A 17432-nucleotide genomic window follows, 5' to 3' on the forward strand; every position below is an offset into this window, starting at 1 on the left:
AAGCGGTCTTGGAGCTGGAATACCCGCGATTTGGGAGGGCGGATAATCCGTAGCGTAATTATTTTACTTATAAAATCTCGTTATCTTTAGGCATTGCGCCTGTTCATTCGTCTATGATTTCTAACGTTTCGTCATGAGGAATAGTATTGTTATTGCCTGCTTTTTCGTTGTAATGTCATCGGTCTCCTGTGCCCAGGACCCGGAAAACAGGGCAGAAACGCCCGAAAACACGAGGGTTTCGCCAGAATTGGTGGTAGACGGCCTGCAGATCCCATGGGGGATGGCCTTCCTGCCCGACGGCAGTATGCTCATCACCGAGAAATCCGGCAGCCTGATCCGCTTCCAAAACGGTACCAAAACAGAGGTTTCCGGCGTCCCTCCGGTCTACAACCGGGGCCAGGGCGGCCTGCTGGACATCGAACTCCACCCAAACTACGCGGAGAACGGGTGGATCTACCTGAGCTACGCCTCCGAGGAAGGAGAGGGGAAAGGTGGCAATACGGCCATCGCACGCGCAAAATTGCAGGGCAACAGCCTAACAGACCTACAAGTACTGTATAAGGCAGGCCCAAATACCACCAAGGGGCAGCACTTCGGGTCGCGGATAGAATTCGACACCAACGGCTACCTTTATTTTACTATCGGGGAACGTGGGGAGCGGGATATCAACCCCCAGGATATCACCCGGGATGGCGGGAAGGTCTACCGCCTGCACGACGATGGGCGGGTCCCGGCAGACAACCCCTTTGTGGGGCGGGAAGGGGCCGTGGAAGCTTTGTACACCTACGGCAACCGCAACCCCCAGGGAATGGCCCTGCACCCCCAGACCGGACAGCTCTGGATCCACGAGCACGGGCCCCGGGGCGGGGATGAAATCAACGTCGTCCAAAAAGGCGCCAATTACGGGTGGCCGGTCATCACCTATGGCATCAACTACAGCGGCACCCCCATTACCGACCAGACGGCACAGGACGGGATGCAACAGCCCATCCACTACTGGGTACCCTCAATTGCCCCCAGCGGGATGGCTTTTGTGACCTCCGGGAAATACCCGTTCTGGGAAGGGGATTTACTGGTGGGCTCCCTCTCGTTTCAATACCTGGAACTCCTGGAGCTGAACGGAACCCAGGTTACGCGGCGGGAAAAACTGCTGGAGGGGATCGGCCGGGTGCGCAATGTGCGCCAGGCCCCGGACGGCTATATCTACGTAGCCGTGGAGGGTAAGGGGATCTACCGACTGCTTCCGGAAGAATAAGGGCTATCCTACCCCTGGCTGAGGGCCTCTATGGCTTTCTGGACCGAACCATAGCGGGATAGTGCTTTCCCGGCTTCTTCATAGCTTAAGTTCAGGGCCTCTACCAGATACCGGGTTCCCCGGTCTATGAGTTTGTTGTTGCTCAGCTGCATATGTACCATCCGGTTGCCCTGTACCCGCCCGATGCGGATCATCAGGGCCGTGGATATCATGTTCAGCACCAGTTTCTGGGAGGTGCCGCTTTTCATACGCGTACTGCCCGTAACGAATTCAGGGCCCACTTCCACTTCTATGGGGATCTCGGCCGCCAGCGCAAGGGGCGACCCGGGGTTGTTGGTAATACCTGCTGTTAGCAGCCCCTCTTCCCGGGCTTTGCGGATCCCACCCAATACGTAGGGCGTGGTGCCAGAGGCGGCTATGCCCACCAGCGTATCCATGGGCCCGATACCATGGGCCTGCAAGTCCTTCCAGGCCTGGGCGGTATTGTCCTCCGCGTGTTCCACAGCTTTACGGATGGCCGCATCCCCGCCGGCAATCAGTCCTATGACCCTGTCGTGGGGCATGCCGTAAGTGGGCGGAATTTCCGAGGCATCCAGGATGCCCAGGCGTCCGCTGGTACCGGCCCCGATATAAAACAACCGCCCGCCACTCAGGAAGCGGGGCTCGATGGCCTCCACCAGCTGGGTAATGGCCGGGATACACCGGCCTACGGCCTCGGGCACCTTGCGGTCCTCTTCGTTCATCTTCCCGAGCAGGGCCTCCACGCCGAGGGTTTCAAGGTTGTCGTGAAGGGATGGGGTTTCGGTAATCTTTCGGTAATCGGACATATCAGAGGATTCGTATTTCGCGTTCCCGGAATGGATTGAGCCGGTTGTGCTCCGGGGGCAACTCCGTGATCAGGGTATTGATGGCACTGATATCGCAGGTGCGGTACCGGTGCTGGGAATTCAGTTTTTCGGAAATGGAAAGCAACACGACCTTCCTGGAGGAGGCAATAACGGATTTCTTGACCTGTACCACTTCCCAGTCGAACTCGGTCAGGCCGTGGATGACATCCACATAGCCCGTTCCGATAAATCCATAGTCGACCCGGATTTCCGAGAGGGCATGTACGGCACTGGCACCTGTAGCAATCTGTGCCTCCCGGGAGATCTGTCCGCCAATGAGAATGACCTCCACCCTGGGCTTGCTCAGGAGCTGTAAGGCCACGGGCAGACTCAGGGTGAAACAGGTAAGCCGGAGGTTGTCCGGCAGGGCTCGGGCCAGTTCCAGGCAGGTTGTCCCCCCGTCTATAAAAATTACACTTCCCTCCCGCAGCAAGCCAGCGGCCTTTTCGGCTATAGCCCGCTTTTCCTCCAGGGCATAGGTGTTGGGGCTGGCAGCAGCAGGACTAACAAACCCCAGGGAAACTGCTCCCCCGTGTACCTTCCGCAATTTCTCCTCGGCATCCAGCTCCTTCACGTCCCGGCGGACGGTATCTATGGAGACCTCCAGCTTTTCTGAAAGGTCTGTGAGCAGCACGCGGTTGTGGAGCTCCACTTCCCCGAGGATGATCCGGTGGCGTTCTTCCTTGAGCATGGGTTTTAGGGCTTTGAAAGGCAAAGATAGGAAAATCCGCGACTTGCCGTTTTATGATGCTGCAAAATCAAATAAATGTTAATTATTGCATTTTACTGCACATAAAACTGCATAAAACTGCAAACAATACGTATATTTGTCCCGTTAAAAGCAACATCCTATGAGCGAATTCGCAACCGCCCACCCCGCCGGCGCCATCCCGGCAGACGATGAATCCCGGAAATTCGAACGCATCACCACCCACATCCACGACAGTTCGGAAACGGCGTCCTTTTTCGTCGCCAATGAAATTGCGGAATTGATCCGCCAGCGCCAGAAACAGGGCAAAAAAGCTGTCCTGGGCCTGGCTACAGGTTCTACCCCAATCAAAGTCTACGACTACCTGGTGCGCTTCCACAAGGAGGAAGGCCTCAGCTTTAAAAACGTAGTCACCTTTAACCTGGACGAATACTACCCCATGCAGCCGGACTCCATCCACAGCTATGTCCGGTTTATGAATGAACACCTCTTTGACCATATCGATATCCGGCCCGAGAACGTCCATATCCCGGACGGGACGCTGGACCGGGAGGATGTCCGCGACTTCTGCAAGGCCTACGAGGCCAAAATCCTGGAAGAAGGCGGGCTGGACATCCAGGTCCTGGGGATTGGTCGCACCGGGCACATCGGGTTTAACGAACCGGGCTCTTCCCTGGTTTCGGCAACGCGGATGGTCCGCCTGGACCGCGTGACCCGGCTGGATGCCGCCAGCGATTTCTTCGGACTCGAAAACGTCCCCACCAAAGCCATCACCATGGGGGTTGGCACCATCATGGCCGCCAAGCGGATCCTCCTGATGGCCTGGGGGGAAGGTAAATCCGGCATTATCCGGCAAGCCGTGGAAGGGAAAATCCGGGAATCGGTGCCTGCCACCTTCCTGCAGCACCATGGCAATTGCGAAGTAATCCTGGACCAGGCTGCAGCCTCCTCCCTCACCCGGGTAGACACCCCCTGGCTGGTATCCGAGTGCCAGTGGGACGACGCCCTGATCAAACGGGCTACGATCTGGCTCTCCGAGAAGCTCAGCAAGGCCATCCTGAAACTCACCAACGAGGATTACAACGAACACGGGATGGGGAACCTCATCGCGGAAATCGGCTCAGCAGAAGACATCAACCTGCGTGTATTCAATGCCCTGCAGCGCACCATTACCGGGTGGCCAGGGGGCAAGCCCAATGCAGATGACAGCAACCGTCCGGAGCGTCGCGAACCCTACCCGAAAACCTCCATCATCTTCAGCCCCCACCCGGACGATGACGTCATCTCCATGGGTGGGACCCTGCTGCGGCTGGTAGACCAGGGCCATGATGTGCATATCGCCTACCAGACCTCCGGGAATATCGCCGTCTTCGACGACGAGGTTATACGCTTCCTGGACTTTGCCACGGACGTCCAGCGGGACAACAAGGCCCTGCAGCAACAGTGCCAGGAGGTGCGGCGCTTTCTGGCCGAAAAGAAACCCGGGGAGGTAGACAGCCCGGAAATCCAGACTTTCAAAGGCCTTATCCGCAAAGGGGAAGCATTGGCGGCCTGCCGCTACTGCGGGGTGAAGGAAGAAAACGCCCATTTCCAGAACCTGCCCTTCTACGAGACCGGTACAGTAAAGAAGAAACCACACTCCGAGGCAGACATCCAGATCACCTACGAATTGCTCCAGCGGCTCAAACCCCACCAGATCTTTGCCGCGGGCGACCTATCGGACCCTCACGGGACCCACCGGGTGTGCCTGCAGATCATCTTCCAGGCCCTGGATCGCCTGAAGGCCGAAGGGGCCGAGTGGCTCAAAGACTGCTACGTATGGCTCTACCGGGGTGCCTGGCAGGAATGGGATATTGCCGATATGGAAATGGCCGTGCCCATCGGCCCCAAAGACATGGAGCGGAAAAAGAATGCCATCTTCAAGCACCAGTCCCAGAAAGACAGTGCCATGTTCCCGGGCAACGACGAGCGGGAATTCTGGCAGCGGGCCGAACAGCGCAACCAGCAAACCGCCCGCAAGTACAACGAACTGGGTATGGCCGAATACGAAGCCATCGAAGGTTTCGTCCGGTACCATTTCTAATAGGGCACGCATCGATTTGAACAGGACGGGACACCACATCCCGTCCTATTTTTTTACATTTAGCGGAAATCCGCGCCCATGATCCCAAAAGACAAGAAGGCCTGGTACTGGGTCCCTACCCTGTATTTCACCCAGGGCCTGCCTTATGTTATGGTGGTTACCGTATCGGTAATCCTCTATAAAAAACTGGGGGTCAGCAACGCGGATATCGGGCTCTATACCAGCTGGCTTTACCTGCCCTGGGTCCTGAAACCATTGTGGAGCCCGCTGGTAGACCTGAAAAGCACCAAGCGCAGGTGGTTTTTGCGCATGCAATTGCTTATTGCCGTGGCCTTCCTGGGGGTGGGCCTGAGTTTGCCCACCAATGTCTTTTTTACCACCAGCCTGGCGTGTTTCTGGATGGCGGCCTTTGCCTCGGCCACCAATGACATCGCCTCGGACGGATACTACATGATTGCCCTGAGCCAGCGCAAGCAGTCCTTTTTCGTGGGGATGCGCTCCACCTTCTACCGCCTGGCCATGATTACCGGACAGGGGCTTATCGTTATTGCGGCGGGCCTGCTGGAGGAATATTTTGGCGACAATGCCCGTGCCTGGTCGGTTACCCTCTCGGCCACTGCGGGGCTCATGCTGTTGCTTACCGTGGGCAACTACTTTGCTACCCCCCCCTACGAGGAGGAAGGTAAAAGCGAAAAACCCGCAGGGTTCCTGGACGTGTTCCGCAGTTTTTTTGCAAAACCCAACATCGGGTGGGCCCTGGCCTTTATACTGACCTACCGCCTGGGGGAATCCCAACTGGTGAAGATGGCCGCCCCTTTCCTGCTCGATACCCGTCCGGACGGCGGGCTGGCGTACTCCACGGAGGCCGTGGGCACCATCTACGGGACTGTGGGGGTCATTTTCCTCTCGGCGGGGGGGATCCTTGGCGGGATCCTGATTTCCCGTCACGGCCTGGGCAAATGGATGCTGCCCATGATCCTGTCCCTGAACCTGCCCAATGCCCTGTATGCGCTCCTGGCCCTGACTCAGACCGACAGTTTATGGGCCGTCCTGGCAACGGTGGTAGCAGAGCAGTTTGGATATGGTTTCGGGTTTGCCGCCTTTTTGATGTACCTGATCTACATCGCGGACGGGCCGGCCAAAACAGCCCACTATGCCATCGCCACGGGGTTTATGGCCCTGGGCATGATGGTCCCCGGGATGATCAGCGGCTATATGCAGCAATGGCTTGGCTACGGGGGTTTCTTTGTCTGGGTGGTCCTCGCGGCCCTGCCCGTCCTGTTGTTGATGCGACGCATACACTACCCGGCCGATTATGGCAAAAAAGGAGCGGAACATGCTTAGCCTGCCACCCCTTTCCGAAGCCCTGGCATTTCCCCTGGAGGTACAGGCCGGGCAACTGCTTATGCCGGCCGCGTTTATTAACGACACCGAGGCAGAAATACAAGCGCTGGAAGACCTGATCCGCCACCACCACATTGGCGGGTTGTGCTTTTTCCACAGCCGGGCGAGTGCCGCCACCAATTTCGAGGGGAAAAAGGAAATCCCGCACAACCCGGACAGCCTGGGCACCCTCAAAGCCCTGGTAGGCAGGTACCAGGCCGCAGCCCGGTACCCCTTGCTTATGGCCATCGATGCCGAATGGGGCCTGGCCATGCGTATTGAAAATGGCGAAGCCTACCCCTATGCCCTTTGCCTGGGTGCCCTTCCGCCGGATTCGCCCCTACTCTACCAAACCGGCCTCCGCATGGCTACTGACCTGCGCGAAGCCGGCCTCCATTGGAACCTCGCCCCGGTGGCAGATGTGAACAACAACCCGGCAAACCCCGTAATCGGGTACCGGTCATTTGGATCGGAACCCAGCGAGGTGGCGCAAAAAGCCCTGGCGCTCAGTCGGGGCATGCAGGATGGCGGCCTGCTGACCTGTGCCAAACACTACCCGGGCCACGGGGATACCGCGAAGGATTCGCACCTGGAACTTCCCGTACTGGAAAAATCCATGGCGTCTATGGAGGCCTGCGAATGGATTCCGTTCCGAACCCTTATTGAAGGGGGAGTCGACGCGGTAATGACCGGGCACCTGGCGGTGCCCGCCCTGGACCCTGACGGGATGCCCTGCAGCCTCTCGGCTCCCATGATTCAACAAACCCTCCGCAAGGACCTGGGGTTCCGGGGACCCGTTATTACCGATGCCCTGAATATGCATGCCGTAAGCAAACTCGTGGGCGATCCTTCGGAAGTAGCCTTTAGGGCTTTGCAGGCCGGAAATGATTTGTTGTGTTTCGTGGAAAACCCGCGGGAAGCACATACAAAACTCCTGAAAAAAGCGCCTGCGGCCCGTATCCGGGAAGCTTTCACACAGGTTTGGGGCCTGAAACAAATAGCGTTTTCCGCAGACCGTCAACCCAAATTGCCCCGGCAATCTCCGGAAGCCCTCCGGGCCCTCTTGGCCAGCCAGACCCTGTGCAGCCTCAAGGAATCGCAACCTGCAGGTGAGATATTCAACGCCGGGGCGTTTACCCTGGTAACAGCTGGCGATGGCCTCCAGGATTTTGCACAAGCCCTTCCGGAGCCCCGGGATACCATCCACTGGGACCTGAGGGAATCCTCCGGGTTCCAACTCCCGGTCCAACAAAATGTATTGCTGGCCATCGCACCGCCCAGTCTCAAACCGGCAGGAGGTTTCGGGCTTTCGGAAGGGGCGTTGCAGGCCATTGCCCAGCTGGCTGGCGGAAACCGGCTATGGGTATGCCTTTTCGGCAACCCTTATGTGCTGGAAACGCTCCCCATAGGCAATGCCGAAGGAATCCTGCTGGCCTACCAAACCCTTCCGGCTTTCCTGAAACAGGCAGCTGCCTATTACCGGGGAGAAGCGAAAGCCCCCGGAGAAGTACCAGTAACCCTTAAAATCCCCACCTCTTGAGTTCCTATACCGTATTAGGCATGATGTCAGGCACCTCCCTGGACGGGCTGGACCTGGCCCTTGTGCGTCTGGAGGAAACGAACGGCCACTGGAGCCATCGCTTCTTAAAGACCGGATGCACGGACTACACCAGCGCTATGCGCCAGCGCCTGGAACAAGCCATCCGGATGCCTGCACCTGAACTTTTGGCCTTCCATGCCGAATACGGGAAATGGTTGGGGAAACAGGCCAAAGCGTTCCTGGCAGATTATGGGGAAACGGTAGATGCCATTGCCAGCCATGGGCATACCGTCCACCACCTCCCCCAAAAGGGTTTTACCTTCCAGATGGGGTGCCCGCAGCACCTGGCCCTGGAGGCGGGCATTCGCACCATAGGAGATTTCAGGTCCCTCGACATGGCCCTGGGCGGGCAGGGGGCCCCATTGGTCCCTATCGGGGACCGGCTGTTATTCGGGGCGTATGACTTCTGCCTGAATTTGGGCGGTATTTCGAATATCTCCTTCGAAAAGGACGGGAAGCGACTGGCCTTCGATATTGGGGTTGCCAATATGTTGCTCAACGCGCTCAGCAGGCTGGCATCGGCCGCCTTCGATGCAGGGGGAGAAATGGCCCGTAAAGGCGTCCTCATCCCGGAATTCCTAAACCGCCTCGACGCCCTTTCCTATTACGACCTGCCATTCCCCAAATCCACGGGGTACGAATGGTTTTCCTCCGAAGTATGGCCCATTGCCAAAGCGCGTAAGGAAGCTCCAAAGGATCTGCTGCATACCGCCGTAGTGCACATTGCCCGGCAAATCGCAAGACAGGTTAGCACCCTCTCCACGCGAAAGGAAAGCTCCCTGCTGGTTACAGGGGGTGGGGCGTACAATACCTTCCTGATGGAAGTGCTGCAGGAAAAGCTACCGGAAGGGGTGACTCTGGTAATCCCGGATAGCGAGCAAATTGCCTATAAAGAGGCGCTGGTTTTTGCCCTTCTGGGCGCCCTGAGGCTTCGGGGGGAGGTAAATGTCCTCAGTTCGGTCACCGGTGGGTCCAGGGATTCGTGTTCCGGGGTGTTGTTTGAGCCCTGAGGGTGGTGGGCGGTTTACCTTGCATTTGGTTGAGATCCGATAGGCTTTTGCAGGCTGTGCTATTTCCTTTCAGGTACCGGGCGGGGGGCTCCCCCCTATCCATGACTCCCATTCCGAAACGGACCTTTCATTGGTCCGCGCCACAAAATGAACTTACTGACTGCAGCTGTGCTAATTTGCATAAGATGTGAGTGAGCCATGCCAGGGCGACGAATTGACAACTAAAATAGAGGGACCAAACTCCTGTAGGGCTATAAGACTTGAGTCCTCCATCCCCTGCTTGTGGGTTGCAGTTCCTGAAGGTATTTTTACCTCAAGGGTGGGGGCACGTCCCCACCCTGGCTTTTATCCAGAACGACCAACCCAAACCCCTACAACGGAATATTCCCATGCTTCCGCTTGGGCAGCGGCACCTCCTTATGCTCCAGACTGGCAAACCCTCGGATGAGCTTTCTCCGGGTTTCCCTGGGTAAAATCACCTCATCTATAAAACCCCTCCGCGCAGCGCGGTACGGGTTGGCAAAGGTTGCAGCGTACTCCGCCTCTTTTTCGGCCAGTTTGGCCACAGGGTCATTAGCTTCCCCGATTTCCTTGCGGAAGATAATCTCACTGGCCCCTTTGGCCCCCATTACGGCGATTTCTGCACTGGGCCAGGCAAAGTTCAGGTCGGCACCGATATGCTTGGAGTTCATCACGTCGTATGCCCCCCCGTACGCCTTGCGGGTAATCAGGGTAATCCGCGGGACGGTAGCTTCGCTCAGGGCATAGAGCAATTTGGCCCCGTGCATGATGATCCCGTTCCACTCCTGGTCCGTGCCGGGTAAAAATCCCGGGACATCCACCAAAACCAGCAAGGGAATATTAAAGCAGTCGCAAAAACGGGTGAAGCGGGCCGCCTTCCGGGAGCTATCGCTGTCCAGGACCCCGGCCAGGGCCAGGGGCTGGTTGGCGATGATCCCAATGGATCGGCCTGCCAGGCGGGCAAAGCCGGTGATCATATTCTCGGCGTAATCCTTGTGGATTTCAAAAAATTCCTCCTGGTCTATGATCCCCTCAATAACCTGTTTCATATCATAGGGCTGGTTGGGGTTGTCCGGGACAATCCCCATCAGTTCATCCCGCCACTCATCTCCAAGCACATAGGGCCTGGAGGGCGCCTTCTCCCGGTTGTTTTGCGGGATGTAGGACAACAGGGTCCGCAGGTCTTTGATACAGGCGGCATCGTTGGGGGCTGTCCGGTGTGCCACCCCGGATTTACTGGCGTGGGTGGACGCGCCCCCCAGGTCTTCGGAACTGACCTCCTCATTGGTGACGGTCTTAACCACGTTGGGACCTGTCACAAACATATAGCTGGTTTGCTCCACCATCAGGATAAAATCGGTCATGGCCGGGGAATACACCGCACCACCTGCGCATGGGCCCATGATAGCCGAGAGCTGCGGGACCACACCGGAGGCCTGAACATTGCGGTAAAAGATATCGGCATACCCGCCCAGGGACCGCACCCCCTCCTGGATCCGGGCACCCCCGGAGTCATTCAGCCCGATTACGGGGGCCCCGGCCTTTACAGCCAGGTCCATGAGTTTGCAAATTTTTTCGGCGTGTGTCTCGGATAGGGAGCCCCCGAAAACGGTAAAATCCTGGGCAAATACATATACCAGGCGCCCTTCTATGGTCCCGTAGCCGGTCACCACCCCGTCCCCGTAATACAGCTGGTCCGCCATCCCAAAATCCGTGGTCCTGTGGGTCACCAGGATCCCCATCTCCTCGAAGGAACCGGGGTCCAGCAGATACGTCACCCGTTCGCGGGCCGTTAGTTTCTTTTGCTGGTGCTGTTTGTCGATGCGTTTCTGGCCGCCCCCCAGGCGGGCCTCTTCCAGTCTTTTATTCAGGTCGTCAATTTTCTTCTGCATGGGTTCAGGCGTTAGGTATTCTGAGGGTTTGCTGGGATTCCAGGTAGTGTTTCAGGGCTGCCCGGGCCGCGAGTTCGGCCTCCTGTTTTCGTTGTTCCTGTAGGATTTCCGGGCGGTAGTGCTCCTTGACGAAATGGGTGGTGAACGCCCCGCTTATAAATGCCGGGTGTGCACAGACAAAGTCACCGAAAGGCAGGGTGGTTTCCACTCCTTCCACCAGATAACCCGCAATAGCTTCCCGCATCTTCTTTATGGCCGCTTTGCGGTTATCCCCGTAGGCAATGAGCTTGGAAAGCATGGGGTCGTAGTAGATTGGGATTTGCATCCCTTCTTCATACCCATTATCGACCCGGATTCCCGGGCCTTCCGGCAGCTGGTAGCGGGTCAGCGTACCCACGCTGGGCAGGAAATCGTTAAGGGGGTCCTCCGCATACACCCGAAGTTCAATGGCATGTCCGGTTATTTTCAGGTCTTCCTGCTGCAGTGGCAGGGCTTCACCCCGGGCCACGGCAATTTGCAAAGCCACCAGGTCCTGACCGGTGATCCATTCCGTAACCGGGTGTTCCACCTGCAGGCGGGTGTTCATTTCCAGGAAATAGAAATTCCGGTCGGCATCCATCAGGAACTCTACAGTGCCGGCCCCCACGTACCCACAGGCACGGGCCACGTCAACGGCTGCCCTTCCCATCCGCTCCCGAAGGGCGGGGTCGAGGATGGCGGAGGGGGCCTCCTCCACCACTTTCTGGTGGCGTCGTTGCACACTGCATTCCCGCTCAAAGAAATGCAGGATATTTCCGTGGGTGTCGGCCATGACCTGGATTTCGATATGGCGCGGCCCGTTTACGTATTTCTCTATAAATACAGACCCGTCCCCAAAGGCGGACTGGGCTTCGCTCATAGCCCTTCGGATCTGGGATTCGAGTTCCTCCTCCCGCTCTACAATACGCATCCCCTTACCCCCGCCGCCGGCCGCGGCCTTAATCAGGATGGGATAGCCAATCTCACGGGCAACCGCTGCGGCTTCTTTGGGGTCAGACACCGGGTGGTCGGTCCCCGGGACCATGGGGATGTCATACCCCTTAACGGCATCCTTTGCCGCCAGTTTATCCCCCATGGTCTGGATGGCCTCCGGGCCAGGTCCAATAAAAATGAGCCCTGCCTGGGTAACCGCACGGGAAAACCCCGCATTCTCGCTCAAAAAGCCATACCCCGGGTGGATGGCATCGGCCCCGGTTTCCTGGGCAGCTTCAATAATGCGGTCCCCCTTCAGGTAGGATTTGGCAGACGGAGCCTCCCCGATACAAACCGCCTGGTCCGCATAACGGACATGGGGGGCATCCCGGTCGGCCTCCGAAAAAACCGCTACGGTTTCAATTCCCAATTTCCGGGCGGTGCGCATCACGCGGATGGCGATCTCCCCCCTGTTGGCTACAAGTATTTTTTGCATAATTATCCTATTCAAATTCCACCAGCAGGCTTTTCTTTTCCACTGCCTCCCCTTGTGAAACAGCTACCTTCTTAACCACGCCGTCCTGCGGGGCCTGGATGAGGTTCTCCATTTTCATGGCCTCCAGGACCAAAAGGGGGTCGCCTTTTTTGACGGTATCGCCGGGGGAAACCGTTACCGATAAGATTAAACCAGGCATGGGGGCTTCTATCCGGGAAACGCTCCGGGAAGATTTCAGGCGGAACCCCATTTTTTCGATCTGCTGGTCCAGCGCATCGGCCAGGCGGACCGCATAAGGTCTGCCGTTCACATATACGGTATAGGCCTTGGAGCCTTCAGCTTCGGGCAGGATGCGCAGGCGGTAAGCCTCGTGGCCATGCAACAGGTGGTAACCTCCGGCGGGCGTTGGCACCATGTCCAGGCCGGCGGCCTCACCAGGGGAGATTTCAAAGGTCCATGTATCGGAAACCTCAGCGGTAAAAGAGTCGGGCATAGTAAGCGAATCTTAGGTGAAGTAATGGATTAAAATTACGGGTTTCATACCCTATCGGGAGTGACAATCCTCATATTTTTCAGAATCTTAAAATCGGAACTTTGCAGAACCACCATGCTCCCCGGCAGGTGGAAACCGCAAGGGAACCGGGCCGGGGATTCTGGTGGTAAATTCCTAATTTAGCCAAAAAGCAGGCGGTATGTTGACCATAGGGATTGCGGGGGGTACCGGATGTGGGAAGACCACGGTGGTAAACCAGATTATCAGCCAGTTGCCGGAATCGGAAGTCGGGGTCATCTCCCAGGATTCCTATTACAAGGATCTCTCCCACCTGGATTTTGCGGAGCGCTGCAAGGTGAATTTCGACCATCCCAGGGCTATCGACTTCGAGCTTCTGGAAGCCCATCTGAGAGCCCTGAAAGCGGGAATGCCAGTAGAACAGCCCATCTATTCCTTTGTGGACCACAACCGTACCCGGCAAACCGTACTGACCCACCCGCAAAAGGTCATGATTGTGGAGGGGATCCTCATTATGACCCATCCTGAGATCCGGAAGCTCTTCGATATCAAGATATTCGTCCATGCCGATTCCGACGAACGGCTTATCCGGCGCCTGAGGCGCGACATTCAGGAGCGCGGGCGCGATTTACAGGAAGTCCTGGACCGTTACCAGAACACCCTCAAACCCATGCACGACCAGTTTATTGAACCCACAAAGGAATACGCGGATATCATTATCCCCAACAACAAATACAATACGGTGGCCATAGACATTGTACGGACCATCATAGCCGAGAAACTCGTTTGATCCATGTTCCTGAAAACCCTCAGAAATAAAAAATGGTTTCGGATAGTGAGCAATATCTATGTGCTGGTCCTCACCATTTTTGTGGTTTGGATGTTGTTTTTCGACACCAATTCCCTGATGATCCACCTGGAATTGCGGCGTGAGATTAACAAGCTCGAAAAACAGCAGGAATTCCTCAGGGAGCAGATCCAGCAAGACCGGGAACTGATCGAAACCCTTTCGGACCCCGAGGCCCTGGAGAAATTTGCCCGGGAAAAATACTTCCTGAAAAAGCCCGATGAGGAGATCTTCATCATCGAATACCAGGACAGCCTTAAGAAGAACCAAGATGACCGATAGCCCCTTATATCCCTTTCCGCCCGTAGGAGAAAAGCAATGGAAACAGCAAATCCAGGCAGACCTTAAGGGGGGAGACTACAACGAACTCCTGACCTGGACAAGCCCGGAAGGCATCCTGGTTAAACCCTTCTACACAGCCTCGGACCGAGGCACTTCTGCTGGCCCTGGCATCAGCCGTAAGGGCACATGGAAAATCGGGGTAGCCCTGGATTTCCGGGAAGGAGACAACATCCCGCAAAGGGCCGCCAGGGCCCTGAAAGGAGGGGCCGACACCCTCATCCTGGAGGGAATGGAAGCGGTCGCAGATCCGGGATGGGCAGCACAACTCCCAAAGGAGCACCCCATATGGATTGCCCTGGATGACATGTACCAAAACATCCCAAACCTACCGCAGACGGCCACCCTGCTTGCCGACCCCATTGGCAACCTGATGGCCACCGGAAACTGGGGGAAAGGGATGGAAGTCGACTTTGAAACCCTGGCAGGCCTGGCGGCTTCCGGGTGCCGCCTGGGCATTCGGGGAGCCCTCTACCAGCAGGCCGGGGCCCACGCCGTTCAGGAAGTGGCCTATATCCTTGCCCACCTGAGGGAATACGCCATTCGGGCCGAAAACTCCCCTGCTCTTAAACCCCTGCTGGAACAGCCTGTGCTGCGGGTGGCTATTGGAGGGGAGTACTTCATGGAAATCGCCAAACTCCGCGCCTTGCGAAAAGGGTGGGCCTTGTTGGCCCGGGAACACGGGTACTCCGGGGATTGCCAGATCATAGCAGCCCCTTCACTTCGCAACAAAACGGTTTACGATTACAACACCAACATGCTCCGCACCACGGCCGAGTCTATGGCCGCCATCCTGGGCGGAGCGGATGTGGTTTGCAACATACCCTACGACGCCCTTTTCCACCTCCCCAATGAATTCGGAGACCGCATAACGCGCAACCAATTGCTGTTGCTGCGGCACGAGAGTTATTTCACGGCGGTGGAGAACCCGGCAGACGGGGCCTACTATATCGAATCCCTCACCGACCAACTGGGGCGTAAAAGCCTGGAATTGCTCAAAACCCTCGAAAAAGGCGGCGGCCTGTTGCAGCAGCTACGCGGCCACCAGATCCAGAAAAAGATCCGGGAATCTCACAACAAGGAACAGGAGGCCTTCGACCAGGGCCGTCGGGTCCTTGTGGGCAGCAATGTCTTTCCCAACCCCGAAGACCGCATGGCCAAGGCCCTTGAAAAACCCGTGGGGATGCCCAAAAAGCGGGGGCGTACGGAGATCGAACCCCTTCCCCTGCGCCGGTTGGCCTCTAACTACGACCTAAACAGACTGAAAGATGAAGCGCGATAACCTCGACCACCTCAGCTGGGACCCGATTCCAGGTCCCAGTGAAGGGGAGACACCTGGCCCCGCAACCGAAACAGCAGAAGGCATTGCCCTGAAACCCCGCTATGGGGCTGCGGACGAAAAAGGCCTGGAACACCTGGAGTACGCTGCAGGCATCCCGCCATTTTTACGCGGGCCCTACAGCAGTATGTACGTCCGCCGGCCCTGGACGATCCGCCAGTATGCCGGTTTTTCCACGGCCGAGGAGAGCAATTCCTTCTACAAGCGCAACCTGGCGGCAGGGCAAAAAGGCCTTTCGGTGGCTTTCGACCTTCCCACCCACAGGGGGTACGACAGCGACCACGAAAGGGTTCGCGGCGATGTGGGGAAAGCCGGGGTGGCCATAGACAGCGTGGAAGACATGAAGCGGCTTTTCGACGGCATCCCCCTGGGCGATATGTCGGTATCCATGACCATGAACGGGGCTGTAATCCCCATCATGGCCTTTTACATCGTAGCCGCAGAGGAGCAGGGTGTGGCCCCGGAAAAACTCTCCGGTACTATCCAAAACGATATCCTCAAGGAGTTCATGGTGCGCAACACCTACATCTACCCTCCTGCCCCGTCCATGCAGATCGTGGCCGATATTTTCGAATACACCAGCCGGTACATGCCGCGGTTCAACAGCATCAGTATTTCCGGGTACCACATGCACGAAGCCGGAGCCCCGGCCCATATGGAACTGGCCTATACCCTGGCCGACGGCCTGGAATACATCCGCACGGGACTCAAGGCAGGCCTGAAAATCGACGATTTCGCCCCCCGGTTGTCCTTCTTCTGGGGGATCGGGATGAACCATTTTATGGAGATTGCCAAACTGCGTGCCGGCAGGCTGCTATGGGCCCGGTTGGTAAAACCCTTCGGGCCGCAAAACCCGAAATCCATGGCCCTGAGGACGCACAGCCAGACCAGCGGCTGGAGCCTTACCGAACAGGACCCCTTCAACAATGTGGCCCGTACCCTGATCGAGGCGTCGGCCGCCGCCTTTGGCGGGACCCAGAGCCTGCACACCAATGCGCTGGATGAGGCCATTGCGCTACCCACCGATTTTTCGGCCCGCATTGCCCGAAATACCCAGCTTATCCTGCAACGGGAAACGGGGATCACCCGGACGGTTGACCCCTGGGGCGGCTCTTATTACGTGGAACGGCTTACCGCGGAACTGTGCGAGAAAGCCTGGGAACTCATCGAAGAAATCGAATCCCATGGCGGTATGACCAAGGCCATTGAGGCCGGGATCCCGAAAATGCGCATCGAAGAGGCCGCTGCCCGGAAACAGGCCCGCATCGACTCCGGGCGGGAGGTCATCATCGGGCTCAACCGCTACCCGAGCCCGGACGACGAGCCCCTGCACATCCTCGAAGTGGACAATGCGGAGGTCCGCCGCCAGCAGGTAGAACGCCTGAAGGCCCTCCGGGAAGAACGGGATACCACTTCCGTGGCAACTGCCCTGGAGGCATTGGAAGCCGCCGCTCGGAAAAAGGTGGACGGTACTGCGGAAGCGGGCGGGAATTTATTAGCTTTAGCCGTAGATGCGGCCCGAAAACGCGCCAGCCTCGGCGAGATCAGCCTCGCCATGGAGCGCGCCTTTGGCAGACACCGGGCCGAAGTACAATCCATTACCGGCGTGTATTCAAGCGAAATCCAGCAAGACCCATCCTTTGAACAGGCGCGAAGCCTTTCGGACCGCTTTGCGGCCCAGGAAGGGCGCCGACCCCGTATCATGATTGCCAAAATGGGGCAGGACGGACACGACCGGGGGGCCAAAGTAGTGGCCACGGCCTATGCAGACCTCGGGTTCGACGTAGATATCGGGCCCCTGTTCCAGACCCCGGAGGAAGCGGCCAAGCAAGCCGTGGAAAACGATGTGCACATCCTGGGGGTCTCCTCCCTGGCTGCCGGCCATAAGACCCTGGTACCCGAAGTAATCGGGGCGTTAGCAAAAGCCGGACGGGAAGACATCCTCGTGGTGGTAGGCGGGGTTATCCCCAAACAGGATTACGACTTTTTGCGCCAGGCAGGGGTTGCCGGAATCTATGGCCCGGGGACCCGAATCAGCGAGGCGGCCACAGAGATCCTCCAGCACCTGCTGGAAGGAGCGTAAACCCCCTGCAAACACCTTGCAGGAAA

At 57.6% G+C, this 17432-nt stretch carries 14 protein-coding genes; 9 read left to right on the top strand and 5 right to left on the bottom strand.

Annotated features, from left to right (window positions below; genetic code table 11):
• Positions 1 to 133 precede the first annotated feature (133 nt).
• Positions 134 to 1255: a PQQ-dependent sugar dehydrogenase gene (locus CA832_RS13115; protein ID WP_088342096.1), complete on the top strand. Its 1122-nt coding sequence runs from the start codon at positions 134 to 136 to the stop codon at positions 1253 to 1255.
• A gap of 8 nt (positions 1256 to 1263) precedes the next feature.
• On the opposite strand, the gene CA832_RS13120 is transcribed toward CA832_RS13115, so the two are convergent.
• Positions 1264 to 2082 (bottom strand): N-acetylmuramic acid 6-phosphate etherase, encoded by an 819-nt coding sequence (locus CA832_RS13120; RefSeq protein WP_088342097.1) that lies wholly within the window; start codon positions 2080 to 2082, stop codon positions 1264 to 1266.
• Between the two features lies 1 nt (position 2083).
• The gene (locus CA832_RS13125; protein WP_088342098.1) at positions 2084 to 2833 is read right to left on the bottom strand and encodes a DeoR/GlpR family DNA-binding transcription regulator; all 750 of its coding nucleotides are present in this window, start codon (positions 2831 to 2833) and stop codon (positions 2084 to 2086) included.
• Positions 2834 to 2993: 160 nt separating this feature from the next.
• On the opposite strand from CA832_RS13125, the gene nagB reads away from it, so the two are divergent.
• From nagB to CA832_RS13145, 4 genes are all read left to right on the top strand, one after another.
• Positions 2994 to 4934 carry a glucosamine-6-phosphate deaminase gene (gene nagB / locus CA832_RS13130; protein WP_088342099.1) on the top strand — a complete coding sequence of 647 codons (1941 nt, stop codon included), beginning with the start codon at positions 2994 to 2996 and terminating at the stop codon, positions 4932 to 4934.
• A 78-nt stretch (positions 4935 to 5012) separates the two neighbouring features.
• On the top strand, positions 5013 to 6278 hold the full coding sequence (locus CA832_RS13135) for an MFS transporter (protein WP_088342100.1): 1266 nt from the start codon (positions 5013 to 5015) through the stop codon (positions 6276 to 6278).
• Positions 6250 to 7857 carry a glycoside hydrolase family 3 protein gene (locus CA832_RS13140; RefSeq protein ID WP_088342101.1) on the top strand — a complete coding sequence of 536 codons (1608 nt, stop codon included), beginning with the start codon at positions 6250 to 6252 and terminating at the stop codon, positions 7855 to 7857. Before CA832_RS13135 ends, CA832_RS13140 begins: the two co-directional genes overlap by 29 nt.
• The gene (locus CA832_RS13145) at positions 7854 to 8927 is read left to right on the top strand and encodes an anhydro-N-acetylmuramic acid kinase (protein WP_088342102.1); all 1074 of its coding nucleotides are present in this window, start codon (positions 7854 to 7856) and stop codon (positions 8925 to 8927) included. Before CA832_RS13140 ends, CA832_RS13145 begins: the two co-directional genes overlap by 4 nt.
• 371 nt (positions 8928 to 9298) lie before the next feature.
• Here the strand turns inward: CA832_RS13145 and CA832_RS13150 are convergent, their stop codons facing one another.
• Genes CA832_RS13150 through CA832_RS13160 form a run of 3 tightly spaced genes read right to left on the bottom strand, consistent with a single transcriptional unit; the run spans position 9299 to position 12780 of the window.
• Positions 9299 to 10840, bottom strand: a complete 1542-nt coding sequence (locus CA832_RS13150; RefSeq protein ID WP_088342103.1) for an acyl-CoA carboxylase subunit beta — start codon at positions 10838 to 10840, stop codon at positions 9299 to 9301.
• Positions 10841 to 10844: 4 nt separating this feature from the next.
• The gene (locus CA832_RS13155; protein ID WP_088342104.1) at positions 10845 to 12287 is read right to left on the bottom strand and encodes an acetyl-CoA carboxylase biotin carboxylase subunit; all 1443 of its coding nucleotides are present in this window, start codon (positions 12285 to 12287) and stop codon (positions 10845 to 10847) included.
• A 7-nt stretch (positions 12288 to 12294) separates the two neighbouring features.
• Positions 12295 to 12780, bottom strand: coding sequence for a biotin/lipoyl-containing protein (locus CA832_RS13160; protein WP_088342105.1), 486 nt, complete (start codon positions 12778 to 12780; stop codon positions 12295 to 12297).
• Between the two features lie 199 nt (positions 12781 to 12979).
• Between CA832_RS13160 and udk the strand changes: the two genes are divergently transcribed.
• From udk to scpA, 4 genes are read left to right on the top strand one after another with little or no spacing between them, the layout of a single operon-like run.
• On the top strand, positions 12980 to 13588 hold the full coding sequence (gene udk, locus CA832_RS13165; RefSeq protein WP_088342106.1) for a uridine kinase: 609 nt from the start codon (positions 12980 to 12982) through the stop codon (positions 13586 to 13588).
• 3 nt (positions 13589 to 13591) lie between these two features.
• Positions 13592 to 13927, top strand: a complete 336-nt coding sequence (locus CA832_RS13170; RefSeq protein ID WP_088342107.1) for an FtsB family cell division protein — start codon at positions 13592 to 13594, stop codon at positions 13925 to 13927.
• Positions 13917 to 15266, top strand: coding sequence for a methylmalonyl-CoA mutase family protein (locus CA832_RS13175; protein ID WP_158211936.1), 1350 nt, complete (start codon positions 13917 to 13919; stop codon positions 15264 to 15266). The genes CA832_RS13170 and CA832_RS13175 overlap by 11 nt, the downstream gene beginning before the upstream one ends.
• Entirely contained in the window at positions 15253 to 17406 is a 2154-nt protein-coding gene (scpA, locus tag CA832_RS13180) for a methylmalonyl-CoA mutase (protein ID WP_088342109.1), read from the top strand. Before CA832_RS13175 ends, scpA begins: the two co-directional genes overlap by 14 nt.
• Positions 17407 to 17432: the final 26 nt, after the last annotated feature.

The sequence above is a fragment of the Robiginitalea sediminis genome (assembly GCF_002198115.1).
GTDB lineage: Bacteria > Bacteroidota > Bacteroidia > Flavobacteriales > Flavobacteriaceae > Robiginitalea > Robiginitalea sediminis.